This is a genomic window from Bartonella sp. MM97QHHN (genome assembly GCF_042194285.1).
GTDB lineage: Bacteria > Pseudomonadota > Alphaproteobacteria > Rhizobiales > Rhizobiaceae > Bartonella.
Window position 1 is genome coordinate 62,914 of sequence record NZ_JBHIMS010000082.1, and the last position, 21,091, is coordinate 84,004.

Annotated in this window: 17 protein-coding genes and 1 tRNA gene; 7 read left to right on the forward strand and 11 right to left on the reverse strand. The window is 36.8% G+C overall.

What is annotated here, in order from left to right; genetic code table 11:
• Positions 1-316: 316 nt before the first annotated feature.
• The 5 genes from ACFIJW_RS05785 to ACFIJW_RS05805 form a co-directional block, all read right to left on the reverse strand.
• The gene (locus ACFIJW_RS05785) at positions 317-1,246 is read right to left on the reverse strand and encodes a prephenate/arogenate dehydrogenase family protein (protein ID WP_375633606.1); all 930 of its coding nucleotides are present in this window, start codon (positions 1,244-1,246) and stop codon (positions 317-319) included.
• A gap of 1,956 nt (positions 1,247-3,202) precedes the next feature.
• Complete coding sequence (holA, locus tag ACFIJW_RS05790) at positions 3,203-4,243, reverse strand: DNA polymerase III subunit delta (protein WP_375633607.1); 1,041 nt, start codon at positions 4,241-4,243, stop codon at positions 3,203-3,205.
• Between the two features lie 4 nt (positions 4,244-4,247).
• A complete protein-coding gene (locus ACFIJW_RS05795) occupies positions 4,248-5,042 on the reverse strand; it encodes an ABC transporter ATP-binding protein (RefSeq protein WP_375618340.1) in 795 nt (264 codons plus the stop codon).
• A complete protein-coding gene (locus ACFIJW_RS05800; RefSeq protein WP_375633608.1) occupies positions 5,035-5,931 on the reverse strand; it encodes an ABC transporter permease in 897 nt (298 codons plus the stop codon). Before ACFIJW_RS05800 ends, ACFIJW_RS05795 begins: the two co-directional genes overlap by 8 nt.
• 62 nt (positions 5,932-5,993) lie before the next feature.
• Positions 5,994-6,971, reverse strand: a complete 978-nt coding sequence (locus tag ACFIJW_RS05805) for an ABC transporter substrate-binding protein (RefSeq protein ID WP_375633609.1) — start codon at positions 6,969-6,971, stop codon at positions 5,994-5,996.
• A gap of 186 nt (positions 6,972-7,157) precedes the next feature.
• Here ACFIJW_RS05805 and ACFIJW_RS05810 point away from each other — a divergent pair.
• Together ACFIJW_RS05810 and ACFIJW_RS05815 are read left to right on the forward strand one after the other, a co-directional pair.
• A tRNA-Gly gene (locus ACFIJW_RS05810) sits at positions 7,158-7,232 on the forward strand.
• Positions 7,233-7,842: 610 nt separating this feature from the next.
• A complete protein-coding gene (locus tag ACFIJW_RS05815; RefSeq protein ID WP_375633610.1) occupies positions 7,843-8,280 on the forward strand; it encodes a GNAT family N-acetyltransferase in 438 nt (145 codons plus the stop codon).
• A gap of 711 nt (positions 8,281-8,991) precedes the next feature.
• On the opposite strand, the gene ACFIJW_RS05820 is transcribed toward ACFIJW_RS05815, so the two are convergent.
• Both ACFIJW_RS05820 and thiD read right to left on the reverse strand, forming a co-directional pair.
• Positions 8,992-9,162: a hypothetical protein gene (locus ACFIJW_RS05820; protein WP_375633611.1), complete on the reverse strand. Its 171-nt coding sequence runs from the start codon at positions 9,160-9,162 to the stop codon at positions 8,992-8,994.
• A gap of 1,007 nt (positions 9,163-10,169) precedes the next feature.
• Entirely contained in the window at positions 10,170-11,024 is an 855-nt protein-coding gene (gene thiD, locus ACFIJW_RS05825; RefSeq protein WP_375633612.1) for a bifunctional hydroxymethylpyrimidine kinase/phosphomethylpyrimidine kinase, read from the reverse strand.
• Between the two features lie 129 nt (positions 11,025-11,153).
• Here thiD and ACFIJW_RS05830 point away from each other — a divergent pair, with 129 nt between their 5' ends.
• The 3 genes from ACFIJW_RS05830 to ACFIJW_RS05840 all read left to right on the forward strand — a co-directional run bounded on the left by ACFIJW_RS05830 (position 11,154) and on the right by ACFIJW_RS05840 (position 15,218).
• Positions 11,154-11,960, forward strand: coding sequence for a 1-acyl-sn-glycerol-3-phosphate acyltransferase (locus ACFIJW_RS05830; protein ID WP_273790137.1), 807 nt, complete (start codon positions 11,154-11,156; stop codon positions 11,958-11,960).
• 692 nt (positions 11,961-12,652) lie between these two features.
• Positions 12,653-13,750, forward strand: coding sequence for a D-alanyl-D-alanine carboxypeptidase family protein (locus tag ACFIJW_RS05835; protein WP_375633613.1), 1,098 nt, complete (start codon positions 12,653-12,655; stop codon positions 13,748-13,750).
• A gap of 406 nt (positions 13,751-14,156) precedes the next feature.
• Positions 14,157-15,218 carry a CobW family GTP-binding protein gene (locus ACFIJW_RS05840; protein WP_375633614.1) on the forward strand — a complete coding sequence of 354 codons (1,062 nt, stop codon included), beginning with the start codon at positions 14,157-14,159 and terminating at the stop codon, positions 15,216-15,218.
• An 886-nt stretch (positions 15,219-16,104) separates the two neighbouring features.
• Here the strand turns inward: ACFIJW_RS05840 and ACFIJW_RS05845 are convergent.
• The 4 genes from ACFIJW_RS05845 to ACFIJW_RS05860 form a co-directional block, all read right to left on the reverse strand.
• The gene (locus ACFIJW_RS05845; protein ID WP_375633615.1) at positions 16,105-16,854 is read right to left on the reverse strand and encodes a L,D-transpeptidase family protein; all 750 of its coding nucleotides are present in this window, start codon (positions 16,852-16,854) and stop codon (positions 16,105-16,107) included.
• Between the two features lie 40 nt (positions 16,855-16,894).
• Complete coding sequence (locus ACFIJW_RS05850; protein ID WP_375633734.1) at positions 16,895-17,851, reverse strand: acetyl-CoA carboxylase carboxyltransferase subunit alpha; 957 nt, start codon at positions 17,849-17,851, stop codon at positions 16,895-16,897.
• A 78-nt stretch (positions 17,852-17,929) separates the two neighbouring features.
• On the reverse strand, positions 17,930-18,868 hold the full coding sequence (locus ACFIJW_RS05855) for a site-specific tyrosine recombinase XerD (RefSeq protein ID WP_375617420.1): 939 nt from the start codon (positions 18,866-18,868) through the stop codon (positions 17,930-17,932).
• 1 nt (position 18,869) lies between these two features.
• A complete protein-coding gene (locus tag ACFIJW_RS05860) occupies positions 18,870-19,031 on the reverse strand; it encodes a hypothetical protein (RefSeq protein WP_375633616.1) in 162 nt (53 codons plus the stop codon).
• Positions 19,032-19,128: 97 nt separating this feature from the next.
• On the opposite strand from ACFIJW_RS05860, the gene ACFIJW_RS05865 reads away from it, so the two are divergent.
• Together ACFIJW_RS05865 and aroB are read left to right on the forward strand one after the other, a co-directional pair.
• On the forward strand, positions 19,129-19,761 hold the full coding sequence (locus tag ACFIJW_RS05865; protein WP_375633735.1) for a shikimate kinase: 633 nt from the start codon (positions 19,129-19,131) through the stop codon (positions 19,759-19,761).
• Positions 19,736-20,869: a 3-dehydroquinate synthase gene (aroB, locus tag ACFIJW_RS05870; protein WP_375633617.1), complete on the forward strand. Its 1,134-nt coding sequence runs from the start codon at positions 19,736-19,738 to the stop codon at positions 20,867-20,869. Before ACFIJW_RS05865 ends, aroB begins: the two co-directional genes overlap by 26 nt.
• Positions 20,870-21,091: the final 222 nt, after the last annotated feature.

Sequence of the window (21,091 nt, forward strand, 5' to 3'; positions counted from 1 at the left end):
ATATAACGGTCAATAATCAATACGGTCAAGCCCGACTTTATACCAAAACAAAAACAATAACCCACTCTATGAAGTTCTACAACAACCTCATTTTTTTGTTACTTCTACAGATCAGTAACCTCTTCTGTACATTATATGCCCTATAGAGAGCTAAGCAAGATGATCGTGCACACATAAAACCTTTTAAAGTCATGGTTATCTGTATCGGAGCAATCGTCACTCTTTTTTATTGCAATCTATGACTGAATAAAGAAAAAACTTCTTATCGATTTCTAGAAAAAACCAACGAAATTCAACAAAAACCCCTTGCTTTTATTCACCCTTTTTTAGAAACACTCTGACGTCCAAAATCAGGAGCATCAATTTCCTGTCCAGCATCAATAATATTGCGACGTACAGCACGCGTACGTGTAAAAAAGTTAAACAGTGTCTCACCATCTCCTAAATGAATTGCCTGTTCTAAAAAAGCAAGCCCCTCACTAAAACGGCTCAACATTTCTAAAATAGCATCCTTATTATGCAAACAAATATCTCGCCACATAACGGGATCAGAAGATGCTAAACGCGTAAAATCACGAAAACCGGAAGCGGAATAAGCAATTACTTCCGAATTTGTTACTTTTTCTAAATCACTCGCTGTCCCAACAGTATTATACGCAATCAAATGGGGTAAATGTGAAACAATAGCCAAAACAAGATCATGATGCTTAGGTTCCATCTTTTCGACACGCGCACCACAAGCTTCCCAAAACGCTGTTAATTGTGCGACAGCAGCAGCATCGCTATCCGCAAAAGGCGTTAAAATACACCAACGATTCATAAATAAATCAGCAAAACCAGCATCCGGTCCTGAATATTCCGTTCCAGCAATTGGATGCCCTGGAATAAAATGAACCGTTTTTGGCAATAAAGGTGCCATTTCCGCAATAACCAACGCTTTCGTAGAACCAACATCACTCACAATCGCTCCAAGTTTTAAATGATCACGAATGGTTTTTGCCACTTCTGCACTAGCCCCAACAGGAACAGAAAGAATAACCAAATCTGCTCCTTCAACAGCTTTTGTATTATCTGTCGTATAAAAGTCCCCAAGCTCCAATTCACGCGCTCTTTTCAGGGTTTCTGGACGACGTGTTGCAATAGAAATCTGAGCCGCAAGATTTTTCTTTTTAATCACTCTTGCTAAAGAAGACCCAATCAGACCGATCCCAATGAGTGCTATTTTTTCAAACTGAATATGGAGCATCTTTCACCTTCAAAGATTCTTTGCAAATGGCAATAAAGACTAATTGTAAAATCACAATTTTCTTGTTTGTTTGTTCAAGAGTTATGCGTAAAACATTAAAAAATGACAACTAGGGAATAAAGAATAACGCAGTTTACCAATTATCACCTGCGCAAGCTGACAACAGATCACTTTACCTAGAAAACACATAAAAAATAAATGACGAGAAATCTAACATCACGCTCTAAAACTCCCTCTTAATTACTGATCAAAGCGCATCACCGAAACAAAATAAAATGCACTCTCAATGAGGATAACAACGACTCTACATAAAATCCCATCAGTTTACTTTATCTTACTAATTTTACTCACAAAAAAACACATCAAAAGCGTAAGCAGACACTAGCTCTTCTCCAATTATCCCGATACGTTCATTAATTTGTACATCAGACCTATATAAAAACGTATTACGCCTCCACCTACAACAACAACATAAGTTTCGCGAATATTGAAAACACCGTAAAACAACGCATACCAAAAGATACCATTAAAAACATTTTCCTCTCCAGATTCCGGATACCATAAATCAAATAAATATGAGAAAAACACGACCTCTCAATAAAGAAAAAGTTTGATAATAAAAACACCGAATATCCCTTTAATGGAATCACACCCCTCACGTAAAACAGAACGCCCTAAATAGAATAGATTTGGATTACAAATTCATGCGTTTGTTTTAAAAAGGCATCTCGCTCTCTAGCCTATCTCACGACAGTGTTCGTAAATGTTATAACTATAAATCTATTAAGCACGACCCTCTTCACACTTAATAAAACACTATCATTATATTTTCCTACCCCCAATGTTGCAAAAAACCTTGGAATTTGAGAGCATTCATAAGAGGCATTTTAGTGCTTTCTTGCACAGTTTTTATCCACACGCCCCCACTTATGACGTGCAAAAGACATTGTTCTGATTGATTCAATATGAAAAATAATAAATTATTAATAATAAACAATGGCTAGCTCTGTTTATGAGACACATTCATTGCTAAGATAATCATCTCTATATCAAACATAAAAGTTTCCCCATAGGTGTTGTCATTTTCATCATAATCTATTTTGACTTTCTCCTCATCCCACGAAGATTCTTAATTCATACCAATCTGCAAATAATTCATTTTCTTGTCTAAAAGATTCCTCTGGCTCACTATTTTATGTGATTCAATTAATCTATAATACATTGATTTATAAAAATAATACTTTTTTCAATTTGAATCATAACTTCGAATACTGTAAAATTCTTCCATCACAAACCCTCTTATCAATTAAAATCTCTTGTCTACACATCACAAGAAGACATGTGAGCAAAAATGATGAAAAACGCTTTCTAATGCTAAAAACTGTAGCAACATTAGAGGCTAGCAAAGTATATAATGAGTGTCGACTTGCACTTTTATTAAGCATAAAGATAGAGTTGCTCTATGGGTTTTATATTCTTCACAAGGAACTTTACTTCTACACCATTCATAAACACCGCCGCAAAATAGATATGACGCGCATTGAAAAATATTTCTAAGAAAGCGTATGAATCTACCATCCAAGTGTCTTCTGTTGTTTGAGATACTCTTTTTTACACGGGGGTGTTACTCCATTAAGACTCTATGAACCAACCTAATATTCACCAAATACCCACACAAAAAAACATCGAACACATAAAATTTGATATGGGCCTCGTATCACTACCCTAAAAAACAGTATTTTACGACACAACAAAATAATAAAACTGTTTCAAAATGGCCTTTTGAAAATAAACTATTTCTTTTGAAGAAAAATTTCTATCAAGCTTTCAAGCTCCTAAAATACATCCTCAAAAATACAAGTTCCCTCAACCTCTACTTGATAGCATAACAGTTTTAATTACTGAAAATACCTCTGTGGTATACCAAAAATAAAAAATCATTATATTTCTAGGCTGTTAAGCTGCCATCTGGCGTCGTGCAATAATTGTAAGCCCTAACAAAACTTGACGAATGATAGCTTCGCCCAAAAGTGGATTTTTACGACTGTCTAAAACAGCACTCTGAATTCTTTCCATTGCATAAGAAATTTGTTCTAACTTCCAATATTTTAAAGCTTGTTCAACGATCTTTTTCCGTTGAAAAAAAATGGGAGGACGTGCCTGAGAAACCACCGTAAAAGGTGAATTTCCTTCAACCTCTACCTGATAACGCAATAGCTGTAATTGCTGAAAATGCCTTTGAGCTGTACTCAAAATTAAAAAAAGTGCCCCCTGCACTGCTGCATGTCGGTTAAAATGCGCTTCAAAGCCTGATATATCGCCCAATAAAAGAGCATCAATGACTTCATCTTGAGAAAGAGCACTGACATCGCTTACAACAGCTTTCACATCTTCAAGAGTAATACGAACATTTGCAGCGTAAAGACAAAGCTTTTCTAATTCACCTCGTGATACAAGGCGATCCGCCCCTAAACATTCATGCAACCATCTACGTGCATCTAAAGAAAGAGTCTTCTTAAACTGTCCTAAAACCTCATCAATCAAACCGTCAAGAGAACGCATATCATCGGCAAAACAGGGCAAAGCCATCGCTTTTGATGCTGTTTCAACAGCATTGCGCAACCCTGTTCCTTTTTTTAAATCCCCTGCCTCAATGAGAATAAAACAAGCTTCTGGTGGTTTCTCAATTAAAAGCTTTAAGGCAGCAAGAAAACCTTTTTGGTTAGCAGCATTAGAGATCCATATCAAACGATCTCCCCCAAAAAGCGATAACGTACGCGCTTCATTTTCTAAACGTGCAGGATCTTTATCAATTTCAGCAGCATCCAAACGAATTGTCGAAAATGGATCTTCTATTGCTACCCGTGTAAGTTTTGCAAAACATTGTGCACGCTCACAAATAAGACCACGATCTGGCCCATAAATGAGAACAATAGGAAAAGCACGTGAAAAGCGCATTAGAAACTGATCAACTTCATGTGCTTTTTTCTGAGCCACACTATTAATCCATTAACAGTTCATCATCATCAAGAACTTCCCCGCGAACTTTCTGAAACATGCCAATTAAATCATTTACATCCAAGCCCTTACGCTCTTCATGACAGACATCCAAAATCACTTTTCCACCATGCAACATCAAGGTACGATCGCCATAATCAAGAGCCTGACGCATAGAATGAGTCACCATGATAGTCGTTAATTTTTTCTCTTCAACGATTTTTTCAGTCAACCGCATCACAAAATCAGCCATTCCAGGATCAAGCGCTGAGGTATGTTCATCAAGCAATAAAACATCCGCATGTGCTAATGTTGCCATCACAAGACAAACTGCTTGGCGTTGCCCACCTGACAAACTATCCATAGGATTATGAATATATGCTTCAAGACCAATGCCTAATTGAGCAATTTTCTCTCGAAAAAATTGCCGTTTCTCATGATTTAAAGCCGCACGCAAACCACGACGACTTCCTCGAAGAGCAGCAAGAGCCAAATTTTCTTCAATTGTTAAAGAACCACAACTTCCCTCTAAAGAATCTTGAAAAACACAAGCAATCTTTCCAGCGCGTTCACTGACTGATTGCCTAGAAACATTTTGTCCATTGATAACCACTTTCCCCGTTGAGGGAAGCGTTGCACCCGCTAAAACACTGAGCAAAGTTGATTTACCAGCACCATTTGAACCAATAACCGTAACAAAACTACCCTGATCAATTTTCAGGTTAATATCAATTAAAGCCTGTTTTTCCAAAGGTGTTTGCGGTTTAAATGTGACCCCAACATGAAAAAATTCAATCACGTTTATGCCTCCTCCAATAGCGTGGCACAATAAGGGTTAAAACAACCAACAACGAAGTAATCAACTGAAGATCTGTCGACGTATCAATACCAATGCCATTTGCTTCAAATGCAAATTGCACCGCCACACGATAAAGTACAGACCCTACAATACAGCTGATTATAATCCAAAAAATATTGCGCGTACGAAAGAGAGTTTCACCAATAATCACGGCTGCCAATCCAAAAACAATTGTTCCAATTCCACCGGTAATATCTGTTGCAATCGCAGTTTGAATATAAAGAGAACCACCAAGTGCCACACACGCATTGGAAAGCCCCATTCCAAAATATATCAATGCTGATGTATGAACACCTTGCGCCGTCGCCACGCGTGGATTAGCGCCCATTGCACGCATAGCAAGACCAATTTCACTTTCCAAAAAGCGCCAAATCAAAAACGCCATAACGAGCAACACAATACCAACGAAAAGAGGACGCACAAAAATATCAGACAAACCAAACAGATTATAAAAGGGCGTTAACGCCGTATCAGCAAGAGCTAAATTAACATTAGACCCTCCCATAATTCCCATAATACGAAGATTAACCGTATAAAGTGCCGACATTGTTAAAATAGAAGCTAAAAGATTCAAAATACCAAAATGCAAACTCAACAGAGCGGTTAATAAACCAGCTACCATGCCTGCACAAAAAGCACATGCCATAGCTGTCCATGCATTAAAACCTAAAAGAATCAAGACGCCACAGACACAAGACCCAAGAAGAAATGAGCCATCAACTGTTAAATCAGGAAAGTCCAAAACGCGAAAAGAGAGATAAACCCCTATAGCCACAAACGCATAAATAAGACCTAATTCTACAGCGCCAGAAAACGCAAATATATTCATGTAAAGACAATCCCCATGAAAACTTAACGTATTTTATTGTATCAACATCCTATCAATGAAAGTCATTGAATCACTTTTGTTGCACGATCAATAACTGCCTGCGGAATAACAATCCCCGCTTTTTTTGCTGCTTTCATATCAATTCGAATGTCATTATTAGCCGCCTGCACAACATCAATATCACCAGGCTTTTCACCCTTTAGAATACGCACAACCAACTTCCCAGCATCAACCCCTACATCATAGAAATTCACACCTTGCGTCATAAAGGGACCGCGTCCAATAGAATTAGCATCAACAGTAAATACAGGAACATTTGCTTCCTGTGAGACCTTTACTGCCCCCTCTAAAACAGAAAGAACCGTATTATCAGCGGGAATAAAAATGATATCTACCTTACCTATTAAAGCCCGTGTTGCCGCCTGAACATCTGAAGGTTTTGGTGCTGATGAAGGAATGATTTCAATTCCAACTTTTTTTGCCGCATCTTTTAACACCTTAAGTGTTGAAACAGAATTTGCTTCAGAAGCATTATAGAGATAACCAATTTTTTTCAAATCTGGTTTTACTTCTTGTAAAAGTTTAACACTTTCTGCAACATCTATACGATCAGAACTCCCCGTCATATTACCGCCAGGTTTGGTAAGCGAAGAAACGATTTTAGCTCCGATAGGATCAGAAATCGCCGCAAAAACGATAGGAATTGTTTTTGTTGCCGCAAGCATCGTTTGTGCTGAAGGCGTGGTAATTGCTACAATAACATCGGGCTTATCACCAACAAATTTACGTGCAATTTGCGTTGCTGTTGAAATATTACCCTGCGCTGATAAAAAGGTAAGTTGAAAATTTTCACCTTGCTTATAACCATTTTCTGTAAGAACATCTTCCACACCTTTACGAACGGCATCCGCAGCAGGATGGACCATAATTTGCGTTATTGCAACTTTAACGCGTTTAACTTGGTCATCTGCCTTTGCAACACTGTTCATCATAAAAACAGTTGCAATGATAATCCCTAATATATTTATTCTCTTCAACATTATATTCCACCCCTCTCCATGCAAAAATTAAAAAAAGAATAATCTATTACTGAAGAATTTTCTAAAATCAATCTTTATTTCATTTTATTTAAACATGGACAAAATAAATCAAACTAAAATGATATTTTTTTGTTGCAATTCGTAGAAGCCTACGCCATACAGACAAGACATATATCGAATCGGTAAGCGGGTGTAGCTCAGGGGTAGAGCACAACCTTGCCAAGGTTGGGGTCGTGGGTTCGAATCCCATCGCCCGCTCCATTGAATTTTGTATTTATTCGTTCTTGTGTGGAGTTATAGCTTGTCATCGGTTGTTGTAGCTGTATGTAGCTTGCCAGCAGGTTTTGTATATTTTTCCACTCGATCTTGTATCAATTTATTTTTTTTCAAAGTTTTTCTAAGATTCGTAATTTCTTATGAAGCATCTATTGGATTGGGGGCTTAGATTTAAGATAATAATTTTTAACTTAGACGGATTTTTTACAGCCCCCGTATAAAAGATTAATTAGAAATGATGAGCAATGACAAGAAAAACAAATGTTAAACAAATCAAAAATTGACTTATCATTAGATGAATAATTTTTGTTCAAAAGTACGTTTTTTACCAAAATTGTGCCCTAAAATGAAGGTTGTTGATTTTTCAAATGGCGTGTCTTCTATTAATTCAACATTCGCTTCAGATACATTCAATATTATCTCTTCTAAAAATTTACAAGAAACTATACCTGTAGAGCAGGCAAAATCTATAATCGCTTCCTTTAATGCGCAGAAACTACCTTTAGTTTAGTGGGTTGGACCTCATTCATCTCATTATAAAGTTGATGAAGTTCTCTTATCTATTGGCTTAGAGCATGTTGAAACAGAGGTAGGAATGGCAGCTTTAGCGCAAGATATAGACTCACATGTTACTTCTATGCCAGATAGCTTCAAAATCAAGGAAGTTGAATCACTTCAAGATTTTAGAGATTATGGAAATGTTATGGCATCAGTCTTCGAGCCTTTTAATGAAGAAGCAGTTATATTTTATGAAACAATAGGGCGTTGTTATAAAAAAGACTCTGATGTAGAGATGTTCGTTGGTTATATAAATAACAATCCTATAGCAATATGTTTTTGTATTAAAGCGGATGGGATTGGTGGATTGTATGATATTGTCACCAAGCCAGATTTTCAGAAAAAAGGTATTGGGACATTCATGACAAAAATTGCTATTGAGCATTTAAAAAGAAAGAGATGTCATGTTATTGGTATGCAAGCCTCTCACGAGGGAATTAGCATTTATAAAAAATTGGGCTTTACAAACTTCTGAATTCTTTTTTGCTCATCAATTAAAAGAATTTATTATTTTCAGCAGAACTCAAATATGATCAAGCAATCGATATAACCAAGGAAGCTTGGCCAATCCCCTTTAATACTGATAGTGAAAAGCTAAAATCAGTTTTACAAACATAATTGTTTCAAATGACTCACTCAAATTTTCTTATTTTTTACTTTGTCTTAAAAAAGATATCTATCACAAATCTAAGTTGAACAAATGTAATTTTTTATATGATCGATAATCTACTGTCTGTTACTGATATTTATGAAGAGCTCGAAAGCAAACATTTAAAACGACAGTTGCATCATAATTTGTTAGATGGTTAGTCTGTTAGTTAATTAATAGAAAAAATTTTCGCTTTATAAAATAACCAAAGGAGCTTAAAAAATCTTTCAAAGATCATTTAAAGGTCCTTTATGTGTATTGTTTCTTTTTCTATGTCACAGTTGATGATGAAAAATCCCTCACGCTAATTGTAATTATTTTCAAACGAAATAAACTGTTTTCACCTATTATTTAGAGTAAATTAAGTTTTTGGGATTTCTGGCACATCATTTGATAATCCTCTTTCTTGAACAAATTCTTATCCAGAATAATCTTCAACACAAAAATAAATTAATAACTTGATTTATAAAGATAATTTATCATTATTCATATTGAGCAAGCGTCTCAAATATCATAGGATTATCTCATTTCAAATCTCTATACATTAAAATCACTCACAATCATCTGCTCACGCATAACAGGAAAAATTGAGGCATCAATAAATTCACTTGAAGAAAGGAATAAAAACTCTTCTTCTGAACGCTCTGAAATACCAAAGATTATCGCAACATTGGGAGCTAAAATAGTATAGGGAGGTACCCCTTTCACCTTGAAAACGTAAAAATGGGAAGCATAATAGCTTTATACACTTCATAGAGGCTTTAGACCATTCACGAACGTTATTATAAAATGGATGTGACACACTTTGAGAGAAATCTCTTTAAAATAGACATGTGAATTAACAATATTAAGTGCATTCTATTTTACATGAGGAACATAACTTCAAATCAAGATAAGGTAACATAAAGTATTGAAACCGTCATAGTGCACAATAAAATCAGACCATTTTAAATGTTTAATGGTAACATCAGCTAAACAACAGAATAAAAATTCAATTTTGAAAATATTAAACCATACGCTACAAGTCTATTGAAACTCCGATTGTGCAATCGACTACCTTCTCGCTAAAACTGAATCACTATAAATATAAAAACCTTAAAATCCGCTCTAAATTCGTAAAAGTTTCTAGATCTTGCTGTATTAAATGTTGAAACTCCTCATGGCTACTCATCTGAAACGCCAATAATTCTATAAAGCAGTTCCATAAAAAAGGATAATGACGTTGTAATATCCGAAAAAAATTTACCACATCACCTGAAAGATCATTAATAATTCCATCAGGAAGTATCAATTTCTATTTAGAAAACCCTATCCATGCCGACAAAAACTATGTAAATGTTAGATATATAATAATTTTGATGACGATTTTGGCTCACCCTGTTTTGCCACCAATATAAGAAACAGCGAATATAGCGGGATCCGCCAGCTTTAATATCGCCTTGTAAAAGGTCTTTCCCTCTACTCTTTTTGCTATCAAATCCTGATTTTACAATTCCTTGCTCTCTTTTTTATACTCAAAATTGCCTCTGAAACAGGATAGATTAATCGTAAAAAATATATAAAAGAAGCAAATTATAACATTTTTTCTTATCCTTCTTAATACAAAATAACTGTTAAGCTACAATGCGCTAACACTTATCAGTCATAAGTCCAAAACATCATATAATGACGAAACAAATTCATAGAGTGAAGATTTTTCACAATCAATCGTTGTATTAATCTTTCCATAATGCATAAAAATGATGAAGCGGCCCTCGCCCTTTCCCTACTTTTAAAGCATCTGAAGCAGTTAAAGCGCCATGCAAATAATCTTTTGCTTGTTTAACAGCGCAATCCAAAGGTTGAGTAGGTAACAGAGCTGCAATGGCAGCAGAAATGGTACACCCTGTCCCATGATCATGAGTGGTTGAAAGACGAGAAGCTTCAAGTATAAAAAGGTTTTCACAATCACAATAAAGATCTGGACTAGAACAATCGTAATTTTCTGTGCTATTTTTGGTAAGCGTATTCAAATGTCCCCCTTTTAACAAAACTGCATGACACCCTAGCGCCAAGAGTCGTGGAGCATATTGATACATAGTCTCTAAAGACCATTGCACTTCACACCCCAATAACAGTGCAGCTTCAGGCAAATTTGGCGTGATCAAAGTTGACATCGGCACAAGAACATCACGCATAATTTCAATTGCATCAGACTTTAAAAGAACATCACCACTTTTTGCAACCATAACCGGATCAAAAACAATGAAACGCACTTTATGATAAGCAAGACGTTCTGCAATAACCTGTGCAATCTGAGCATTTGCAACCATACCAATTTTAACGGCATCAACATGGATATCCTCAAAAACAGAATCAATTTGATCTGCAACAAAAGAAGCATCTAATGCCTGAAAAGAACGCACACCCTGAGTATTTTGTGCAACAACAGCTGTAACCACACTCATACCATAAGTTTTCATAGCTGAAAAAACCTTCAAATCCGCCTGCATTCCAGCGCCACCAGAAGGATCTGTTCCCGCAATAGATAAAATCCGTGGAATAAAAAGTTTATCTTTTTGTAATTCCATTAACCTCTTTCCTTCTGTTTTTAAATATCGGAAAATGAGTTACCGAAAAAATAGATGCTTGAGAAAACATAAAGAAGATGTTTTCTCATGTGAATTATATTATATATGAAGTCTTCTTATAGATATAAAATGGAAAATGTAGTGCTTATCCTTCGTTCTATTCTTTTTACGTTCGCTTTTTATACAACAACTTTCATACAAATGATTCTTTACGCTCCCGTTTATTTTTTAATGCCCCGCAAAAAGGCATGGATTGTCCCTAAAACATGGGCACGCGTTACACTCTTTTTGCAAAAATACATCGCAGGCACAAGTTATGAGATTGAAGGTTTAGAAAATCTTCCCAAAGGCCCCTATATCATTGCTCCAAAGCATCAATCAGCTTGGGAAACTTTCAGTCTTGTTCCTTATTTTGATGATCCCACTCTCATTTTAAAACGTGAATTGATGTGGATTCCATTGTTTGGCTGGTATATGGCAAAAACGCAAATTATCCCCATTAACCGCACAACACCCATCAAAGCTTTAAAAATGATTATACAAAAAGCAAAAGAGAAAGTAAAACAAGGGCGCCAAATCTTGATTTTTCCCGAAGGAACACGCCGACAACCCGGTCAAGAACCAGATTATAAGTCAGGAATTGTCGCGCTCTATAATGAATTAGGACTTCAAGTTGTCCCTATTGCACACAATGCGGGTTTATATTGGCCACGCAATAATTTTCGCCGCTATCCCGGAACAATTCGTGTCCGTATTCTTCCCCCGATAGAAGCGGGTTTAAGCAAACGTGATTTTCTAGATCAACTTGTCCAAAAAACTGAAAAAGCGTGTGATGAACTGCTTCTCTTAGCAGCTCAAGATCCTACCCCTCCTCCTATGCCACCATACGCTGTTCAGAAACTTCAAAAACTAAATCATCATGAAACAATGCACTAATTGATAAGAATAATGCATAACTTTGTATATTGAGCGGAGTATAGGGAACAAAAATATAAGAAAGATACTTCAAACTTTCTAATTCAAAATTATAAAACACATGTACATGATAAGAAATAATCAATGTGTAAATTTTTTTGAAAAAGAATTCTTCCTCTCTTTAAAATCATTTAAATAACATACATCTCATTGACTTATAAGGATGTTTTAGCGTTATTCAACTTGAATGAGAACCCTGAATACCGTAAGATTCTCTCATTTCAAATCTATTCTAGGTTGAATCAATTAGAATCATTTTCTTACACATTACAAGCGGGGATATCTGTGTGAATAAAACGATACAAGAAAAGATTAAAATGCTTTTTACGAACCGTCTCAAGTGCCAAGGGCTATCCTAACAGGAGAGAAAGAAAAATGCATGATTATACAGATTCATTCCTTTCTGAGAAATTCAATCCCTCCAAGAACATGAAATCTTGTACAATCTTCATTATTTAAAAAGTATTTCTTGAGATACTTAAGTCATCAAACCAAATTCAAGGGGAAAATAAAAATGAGTGTTGGTTTTTATCCCACAGACACAACGGATACAGCAATTAACCATCTTTCCTCCCTATCCTAGACTTAAAAGCTTTGTGTGCTACATTAAAACAATTCTAAATAACGAATAAGAGGGAACTAGATTTAAATTAATGCAACGTCTCTTCTATAATTTATTTTTTTCTGTGATTTTGAGTTTATCCAGCGCTGTTGCTTTAGCGCAGCCTTTTATTTCTGTTGATGTTACAACGAGGCGTATCTTAAAACATAATCAAGCTTTTGAGCGTTGGTATCCTGCTTCCTTGACAAAATTAATGACCGCTTATGTTATTTTTCGTGCCATGAGCCGAGGAGAAGTTTCACCAAACAAACATATCACCATCAGCGAATACGCCGCAAAAGCTCCCTCATATCGTTCAGGCTATAAAGCTGGTTCTGTACTCACACTTGATACAGCCTTAAGTATCACCATGGTTAAATCTACCAATGATTTAGCCATTGCCATGAGTGAAGCTGTTGCGGGTTCACAGAAAGATTTTGTACATAAAATGAATAGCGAAGCTAAACGTTTAGGCATGTTTGGCACCCATTTTGCGAACGCAAGTGGTTTACCAGATCCTCAAAACTATTCCACGGCACGCGATATTGCTCTTTTAGCCGTTCAAATACGTAGAGAATTTCCACAATATGCTCATTATTTTTCTATTCCAGCCATTGATTTTGGTAATAATCGAAAAATCCAACATAACTCAAACAACCTCATTGGCCGTTTTTATGGGATAGACGGTATGAAAACAGGCTTTATTTGTGCCTCTGGTTTTAATCTTGTTGCCTCAGCCACCCGCAATAAACGTACAATTATTGCTGTCATTCTAGGTGCTAACAACATAAGTGAAAGAGAAGAAAAAGCTGCACAACTTCTTGAAATAGGATTTTCGCACCAAGGAAACCCCCAATTAACACTAGCAACATTAAAACCTTATGGGAGCAACATAACAAAAGCCAACAATATGAGACAACAAACATGCACACCTGAAGCCATAAAAATGCATGCAAAATCATATGATGATCAAGGAAATATTATTCTCACCTCACCTTTTATCATTGCTCCACCTTCTTTTTCTCATCCTTTATCAGTACACCTCATTCGTACGCCACAAACACCTAAAATGACAGTAAAACCACTAAGAAAACCCTATATTCCGTATAAAAGGCACGCAAACCATTCTATAAAAAGCCATAAATCATAATCTACAATTAATTATAATACTTTGATTTATAATGATAATTAATTATTTTGTACCTTATGTCAAAACCACAAGTATTGTAAGATTCTCTCATTTCAAATCTGTATTTGTTGAATCAATAAAACCAGTCTCTTGCGCGCCACAAGGTGGATGAACATGTAGATAAAATAATTAAAACAAGGAATAAAAATCCTTCCTATAAGTCCTTTCAAGAACCAAGAATTATCATAACATTGACGCTAAAAAGTGTATAATATACCCACGTGCACCTACCTTTATAAGCGTAAAGATAGTGGTACAATGGATCTCATGAGGGATTAACCATTACATCCCTCACGGACATCATTATAAATTGGTTAGACATACTGAGATATATTTTTTAAAAACAAAACTATGATTGATGATTAACATGAAAATAAAGCGCATCCCTCTCACGCTTATTACGGGTTTTTTAGGCTCTGGCAAAACAACTTTGCTCAACCGTATGCTACAAGACCCTCTTCTAACAGAATGTGCTGTTATCATCAATGAATTCGGCGAAATCAGTATTGACCACCTTCTGGTTGAAAAAACAACAGAAGGAATTATTGAGCTTGCCAATGGTTGCTTATGCTGCAATTTACGCAGTGATCTCATCGACACATTAATTGATTTAATAAATCGCGTTCAGACAGGACAGATCAAACAACTCCATCATATTATCATTGAAACCACAGGGATGGCTGATCCCGCCCCTATTTTACAAATACTTTTAAGCCACCCATTGTTTATTCAAACATTGTCCATAAATGCTGTTATTGCAACATTTGATACATTAAGCCCACTTTCCATATGTGAGCGCTATCCTGAAATATATAAACAATTAATATTTGCTGATAAAATCATTCTCACCAAAACAGATCTTAGAGACCCACAAACGCTTTCAGATGCACTCCTTAGCACACTTAAAACAATGAATCCTACAGCACAAATCATTGACGCCCATTCTAAAGATTTCTGTTCAAATCTATTAATAAATAACACATTATGGGATGAAAAAGTAGAAAATACAAAACTTAAACAAAATCTTACGACTACCCCACATGATCATAGCCCCCATAAAACCATTCGTACCTTTTCACTAAACTGTGAGGGTCCTGTTGATTACGCCACAATTGAGGCTTTTTTAGATCTCCTACAAGAGCGTTATGGTACAAAATTATTACGTATTAAAGCAATTATCGCATTACGTGATGACCCTTATCGCCCACTTGTATTACATGGCGTACAAACATTTTTTCATCCTCCCATAAGATTGCCAGCATGGCCAAAAGGAATAAAACAAACACGTTTCGTCATCATTGCCGATGGTGTTGAAAAAGACGCAATACAAAAGCTCCTCAATGCTTTTTTTAATAAACCAGCAATAGATACTGCAGACAAAACAGCTCTCTTAGAAAATCCCCTGGTCATTCCAGGAATAAAATTTTAATTTTTTCTCCCCTTCAATGATATAACATTAAATTCATTAGCACCACCATCTTTATGCTTTTAAAGGAGCAAACCGGCACCATTACACACTTTGCTAATTCCCAATGTTGAAACAGCTCTTGGTACTTGAGACGGTTTGTAAAAAGCATTTTAGTCTTTCTTGCACAGTTTCACCCACGCGGCTATCCCCGCTTGTAACGTGCAAGCAAATGGTTTTAATTTATTCAACATGGAACGGCTTTGAAATGAGAGAAGCTTACGGTATTCAGGGTTCTAATTTGACTTAAAAACTAAATTATCATTATAAATCAAATTGTTATGATACAAAATTTAATACCCATCAATCTGCAAATAGATTGTTTTCTCTCTAAATGCGCTTCATCTGCAAACCATTTCATGTGATTCATTTCACAGACCGATTGGCCAAATTCTTGGTTCTAAAATATTCTGCTCAACTCTATATTTATTCAAGCTAATTGAAATCAAAATCCCTGTTAAGAAAAAAACCAAAATTAGACAGAGGCAATATCGCATTTTAAAATATGTGAATGTATCTTATATAACAGCACGACAAGACAATATTTCACAGCATAAAAGAATAAAACTCTTTGAAAGAAATAAAAAGAGAGGTACATTTTATATTAACTTACTCTTCACTAAAAACGAAGATTGATACCAGTAACGATGTGCAAACAATCCAACTTCTTTGAGAAAATTCCTCTTGGCTTCCCACTTCATATGATTTACTTACATAAAGCTCTATGAAAAAACTCTGCACTTTAAAATATTGACCACTCACTTAAACATCTTATGTGCAAAGTTTTTGCATATCCTGTATCACCATTATTAAGTGATAGTGTTTACGGTGCAGTAGGATACAATACCACTCACTGCATTAGAGAAACTGAATTTTTATCAATATCGCGATTAAAAACGTAACGTTTTCCATAAACCTCAACAGTTGGAGGTTGACGATTTTTTTCAAAAAAATCATAACCTTTCTTAAGCATAATCCAGAATTGATAATGAGGATTCTTGCTATGACGTGACATATTATCCTCGGTCATGCGGAAAGGAAAAGCCTGCAACTGAAACTCTCTTTGTCCTCCTTTAAAAGCATCCCGTGCAAACGCATAAATCTGAGCCATGTTCTTATCACTCATAGAATAACAACCTGCGGAAAAGCAAGAACCATGCACCATAAGATTGCTTCCTGTGCGACCATTTTCCTGATCATAAAGGTTAGGAAATCCTATATTAAAAGAGAGATAATATTTTGAATAAGGATTCATTTGGTTTGCGCTAATAGTATAAAAACCCTCTGGTGTCTGAAGATCCCCTTCTTTATATTTAGGTCCAAGCTTACCAGACCATTTGCAAATGCCATAGCGAGCAACCAAGATAAAAGGTCCTGAACGAGATTGCTTCCAAACTTCAGCAAGATTTTCTTCCTTAAAAAACCGCATCATAATCGGTGCATAGGGATCTATATCATACAGAACCATTCTATTTTTGATTTCTTGCGGCAACGGCTGCTCAACTTTAGCGCGAATAGAGGCTGGTAATCTTCCTTCACATGCTGTCAATAGTCCCATTACAAACAACACACACACAGCGAGGAATCTGCTAAATGTCATCGAATAAAACTCCAATCCAACACCCCTCACAAAAAATAACCTATGTTAGAGATCGACCAATTTGAAGGTATTTTTCCCTTCGCTCTTGTTTAAGCACTTGACCATCTTTTCCAGCCATAGCTTTTAAAGCCTCTGAAATAACATCACCCGTTGCATCAATGACAATCTCTTTGCCACGATGCGCTCCCCCTAAAGGTTCCGAAATAATGCCATCAATAATCTTTAAGCGATACAAATCTTGAGCGGTAATACGCATATTCATTGCAGCATCTTTTGCACGAGCTGGATCACGCCATAAGATAGAAGCTGCTCCTTCTGGTGAAATAACAGAGTAAATTGCGTGCTCCAACATATAAACTTTGTTGGCAGCCGCGATTGCTATCGCCCCTCCAGAACCGCCTTCTCCAATAACAACGGAAACTACAGGAACTTTCAAACGCAAAGTTGTAGCTGTTGATTGAGCAATTGCTTCCGCTTGCCCACGTTCTTCAGCGCTTACCCCAGGATAAGCACCTGCTGTATCAATAAAAGTGAGGAGTGGCAAACCAAAGCGGTCAGCCATTTCCATAATACGTACAGCTTTACGATAGCCTTCTGGACGTGCAGAACCAAAATTATAGCGCAAACGTGTTTCCGTATCGTGACCTTTCTCTTGACCGATATAAGCAATGGCCTCACCTTTAAAGCGTGCAAACCCCGCTTGAATAGCCTCATCTTCAGCAAACTTGCGATCTCCGGCCAAAGGCGTAACATCACTCAATAGGCGTTTAGAATAGTCCATAAAATGGGGACGATCCGGATGACGAGCGACTTGTGTTTTTTGCCACGGCGATAATTTTTTATAAATATCGCGCAACGCTGTTTGGGAACGCGTTTCAAGACGAGCAATCTCGTCACTCATATCAAGACTGCCTTTTTCCTGAGAAATTTTTTTTAATTCAAGAATTTTCCCATCAAGATCAGCAACTGGTTTTTCAAAATCAAGATAATTATACATTTGTGTCAACTCATTCAGTGTCACTTATACACTTATAATTTGCTTTATAAAGTCTTTTTCAAAAACATCACCTTTTCTTTAACGAGCCTTTTGCTCATCGGCAAGTGGATGATGCTCATTGACTAAACGATAAAGTCCCTCTTCCAACACATGGGTATAAATCTGAGTGGTAGCAATATCAGAATGACCTAACAAATGTTGAACGGCACGCAAATCAGCACCATTTTGCAAAAGATGACTAGCAAAAGCATGACGCAACACATGGGGAGAAAAGCTATCACTTCCTATCCCTGCTCTTCTAGCGAGATTTTTCAACTCTCGTGCAACGACTTGACGAGCAATATATCCTGTCTCGGAATGCGCAGGAAAAAGATAAGAACTCGTAGCATCCTTTCCCTGATCACGCAAGTTTAACCACTGTGAAAGAACTTGGCATGCTTTTTTTGATAACAGCACCATTCGTTCTTTTTTGCCCTTACCACGAACCAAAACGCTGTATTCCTTCCTTCGAACAGACTGAACCGGCAGACTCACCAACTCACTAATACGTAACCCTGTTGCATAAAGCATTTCAATCAATAGCTGAAGACGCAGTGCACGGAAATAACCTTTGGACCCATAGTCTGCTTGATTGACTTCTAACTCCGCAAAATCAAGCAATTTTATCACTGCATCTTCACTCATGATTCTGGGCAAAGGACGCCTCTGACGAGGTGCATCAATATCATGAGAGGGATCATCTGCTCTCAACCCTTCAGCATAAAGGAATTGATAAAACTGACGCAAAGTTGATAAACGGCGCGCTTGCGACGATGCCGCAAAACCAAAAGTATGCATAAGCGACAAAAGGGTAATTAAATCTTCTTTTTGTGCTGAAAAAAGCGAAACAGAGTGTGAAGACAATTCGTCTTGTGCCCACTGCAAATCATGCTGATAAGCCGCAAGCGTATGAGACGAAGCCCCTCTCTCCGCACTCATCATCTCAAGAAAATGATCTATCACAGCACCACTTTTCATTTCATTGATTCGCTTCCGTAGAAAGATTCCATGAATCCAAGGGAACATCAATGTACATATCCACAGTTACTGGTTCAACCCAAACCACAAGAGCACCCATTATAATGAAAAGAACAGAAAGCAAAATGAAAAGAATCATCAAAAATCTAGTCAATGTTGGCATAAGACAATAACCTACCCAAAAATATTCTATCTCGTATTATGCCTCACAAAGATTAACAGGAATTGACTTTAAGATGGATAAATGCCGAAATAAAGTTATGAAAAGCAATCGACCAAAACGCGTTCCCATAACACAAATAAAGAATCAGCTCTTATCGTCCCTTGATAAAAGAGCACTTGTCCTTGTTGGTCTTATGGGGGCAGGCAAATCAGTGATCGGAAAACGCGTCGCCACCATGCTCCGTTTACCTTTTTATGATTCTGACCAAGAAATTGAAAAAGCTGCACAAATGACAATTACGGAAATCTTTGAAATTTATGGTGAATCCGAATTTCGTGCTCTTGAACAGCGTGTTATTCTAAACCTCATGAAAAAAAATCCCCTTGTTTTAGCAACAGGTGGTGGTGCCTATATAAATGAAAATATCCGAAAAGCCATTCACAAAAATGGTATATCCATATGGCTAAAAGTCGATCTTGATATCCTCATGCAACGTGTCTCAAAGCACCCGACACGTCCCTTGCTTCAAACAGCCAATCCTAAAGAAACCATGCAAAAACTCATGGAACAGCGTTATCCTATCTATGCAAAGGCAAACTTAACAATTAACAGTCATAAAGAAAGCCGTCATACCGTAGCACAAAATGTTATACGATCCGTACAGCACTACCTATACACAGAAATTAACAATAGGGATAACCAGCATGCAAACCAAAACCGTTACTGTTAAACTGGACAAACACTGTTACGATATCATCATTGGTCCGGGTCTGATTACACAAGCTGCTTCACAAATTAAACATGCTCTTAATAAAAAAGATCCTCATCAAACGCGCTTGGCGCTTGTTACAGATACAAATGTTGCTTCCCTTCATTTGGAGATATTGCAAGCAGAATTAACAAAAAATAAAATTCATACTGTCCCTATTATTGTAGAAGCGGGAGAACAATCAAAATCATTTTCAACCCTGCAAGTTGTCATCGATCAAATTCTTGCTGCGCGTTTAGAAAGAGGCGACTGTGTTATTGCTTTTGGCGGTGGTGTCATTGGCGATCTAGCAGGATTTGCGGCAAGTATAATCCGCCGTGGTATGAACTTCATTCAAATGCCCACAACGCTTCTTGCACAAATTGATTCCTCTGTTGGTGGAAAAACTGGAATCAATAGCCAATATGGCAAAAATCTTATCGGTGCTTTTTATCAACCACAATGCGTTATTGCTGATACGTGTCTTCTTGATACCCTGCCGCCGCGCGAATTTCGCGCTGGCTACGCAGAAATAGTAAAATACGGTCTCATTAACCAACCTGACTTTTTTGAGTGGCTTGAAAAAAATGGGCAGAAAATTTTCTCTAATGGCCCTATGCGAACAGAGGCCATTGTTCGCTCATGCCAATTTAAAGCTGACATTGTAGCACGCGATGAGTACGAAACGGGAGAGCGTGCACTCTTAAATCTTGGCCATACATTTGGACACATGCTTGAAACAGCAACCGCTTATGACTCCAACCGTTTAATCCATGGCGAAAGCGTAGCAATTGGGATGATTCTAGCTCATCAATTCTCTGCTCAATTAAATTTAATAAGCCCCACGCTTACACAACGCATTGAAGCGCACTTCAAATTTATAGGATTGCCTACACAATTAAAGGATATCCCAGGGGGTCTACCAGATGCTGAAACTTTAATGAATCTCATTGCCCAAGATAAAAAAGTTTCGCAAAACAATTTGACTTTCATCTTAACACGCGGACTTGGCCAATCATTTATTGCAAAAAATGTTTCACCAGATGCAGTTTTATCCTTTTTGGAACAAAAATTAACAGAAATTCGTTAATTCATATTGAATATAATTGATTCGTTTTTATACTTCTATTAAAGATTAAATATGATGATGTCTGCGTAGCTCAGTAGGATAGAGCACAGGATTCCTAAAGAAATTGGGCACTTTGAGGAGAAATCCTCAAAGTGAATCTGCTCAAATTCGGGGAAAGCTTCATGGGCGACTATATGCCAATCCCGAGCCAAGTCTCTTTTCAAATGAGAGAAAGGTGTAGAG

Excerpts from the sequence above, each read along its gene's own strand:
- ACFIJW_RS05840 (WP_375633614.1), top strand. The coding sequence starts at position 14,157 with ATGAAAATAAAGCGCATCCCTCTCACGCTTATTACGGGTTTTTTAGGC.
- ACFIJW_RS05800 (WP_375633608.1), bottom strand. The coding sequence starts at position 5,931 with ATGAATATATTTGCGTTTTCTGGCGCTGTAGAATTAGGTCTTATTTAT.
- ACFIJW_RS05785 (WP_375633606.1), bottom strand. The coding sequence starts at position 1,246 with ATGCTCCATATTCAGTTTGAAAAAATAGCACTCATTGGGATCGGTCTG.
- ACFIJW_RS05850 (WP_375633734.1), bottom strand. The coding sequence starts at position 17,851 with ATGTATAATTATCTTGATTTTGAAAAACCAGTTGCTGATCTTGATGGG.
- ACFIJW_RS05805 (WP_375633609.1), bottom strand. The coding sequence starts at position 6,971 with ATGTTGAAGAGAATAAATATATTAGGGATTATCATTGCAACTGTTTTT.
- ACFIJW_RS05865 (WP_375633735.1), top strand. The coding sequence starts at position 19,129 with ATGAAAAGCAATCGACCAAAACGCGTTCCCATAACACAAATAAAGAAT.
- aroB (WP_375633617.1), top strand. The coding sequence starts at position 19,736 with ATGCAAACCAAAACCGTTACTGTTAAACTGGACAAACACTGTTACGAT.
- ACFIJW_RS05830 (WP_273790137.1), top strand. The coding sequence starts at position 11,154 with ATGGAAAATGTAGTGCTTATCCTTCGTTCTATTCTTTTTACGTTCGCT.
- ACFIJW_RS05835 (WP_375633613.1), top strand. The coding sequence starts at position 12,653 with ATGCAACGTCTCTTCTATAATTTATTTTTTTCTGTGATTTTGAGTTTA.
- ACFIJW_RS05845 (WP_375633615.1), bottom strand. The coding sequence starts at position 16,854 with ATGACATTTAGCAGATTCCTCGCTGTGTGTGTGTTGTTTGTAATGGGA.
- thiD (WP_375633612.1), bottom strand. The coding sequence starts at position 11,024 with ATGGAATTACAAAAAGATAAACTTTTTATTCCACGGATTTTATCTATT.
- ACFIJW_RS05855 (WP_375617420.1), bottom strand. The coding sequence starts at position 18,868 with ATGAAAAGTGGTGCTGTGATAGATCATTTTCTTGAGATGATGAGTGCG.
- ACFIJW_RS05860 (WP_375633616.1), bottom strand. The coding sequence starts at position 19,031 with ATGCCAACATTGACTAGATTTTTGATGATTCTTTTCATTTTGCTTTCT.
- ACFIJW_RS05815 (WP_375633610.1), top strand. The coding sequence starts at position 7,843 with ATGGCAGCTTTAGCGCAAGATATAGACTCACATGTTACTTCTATGCCA.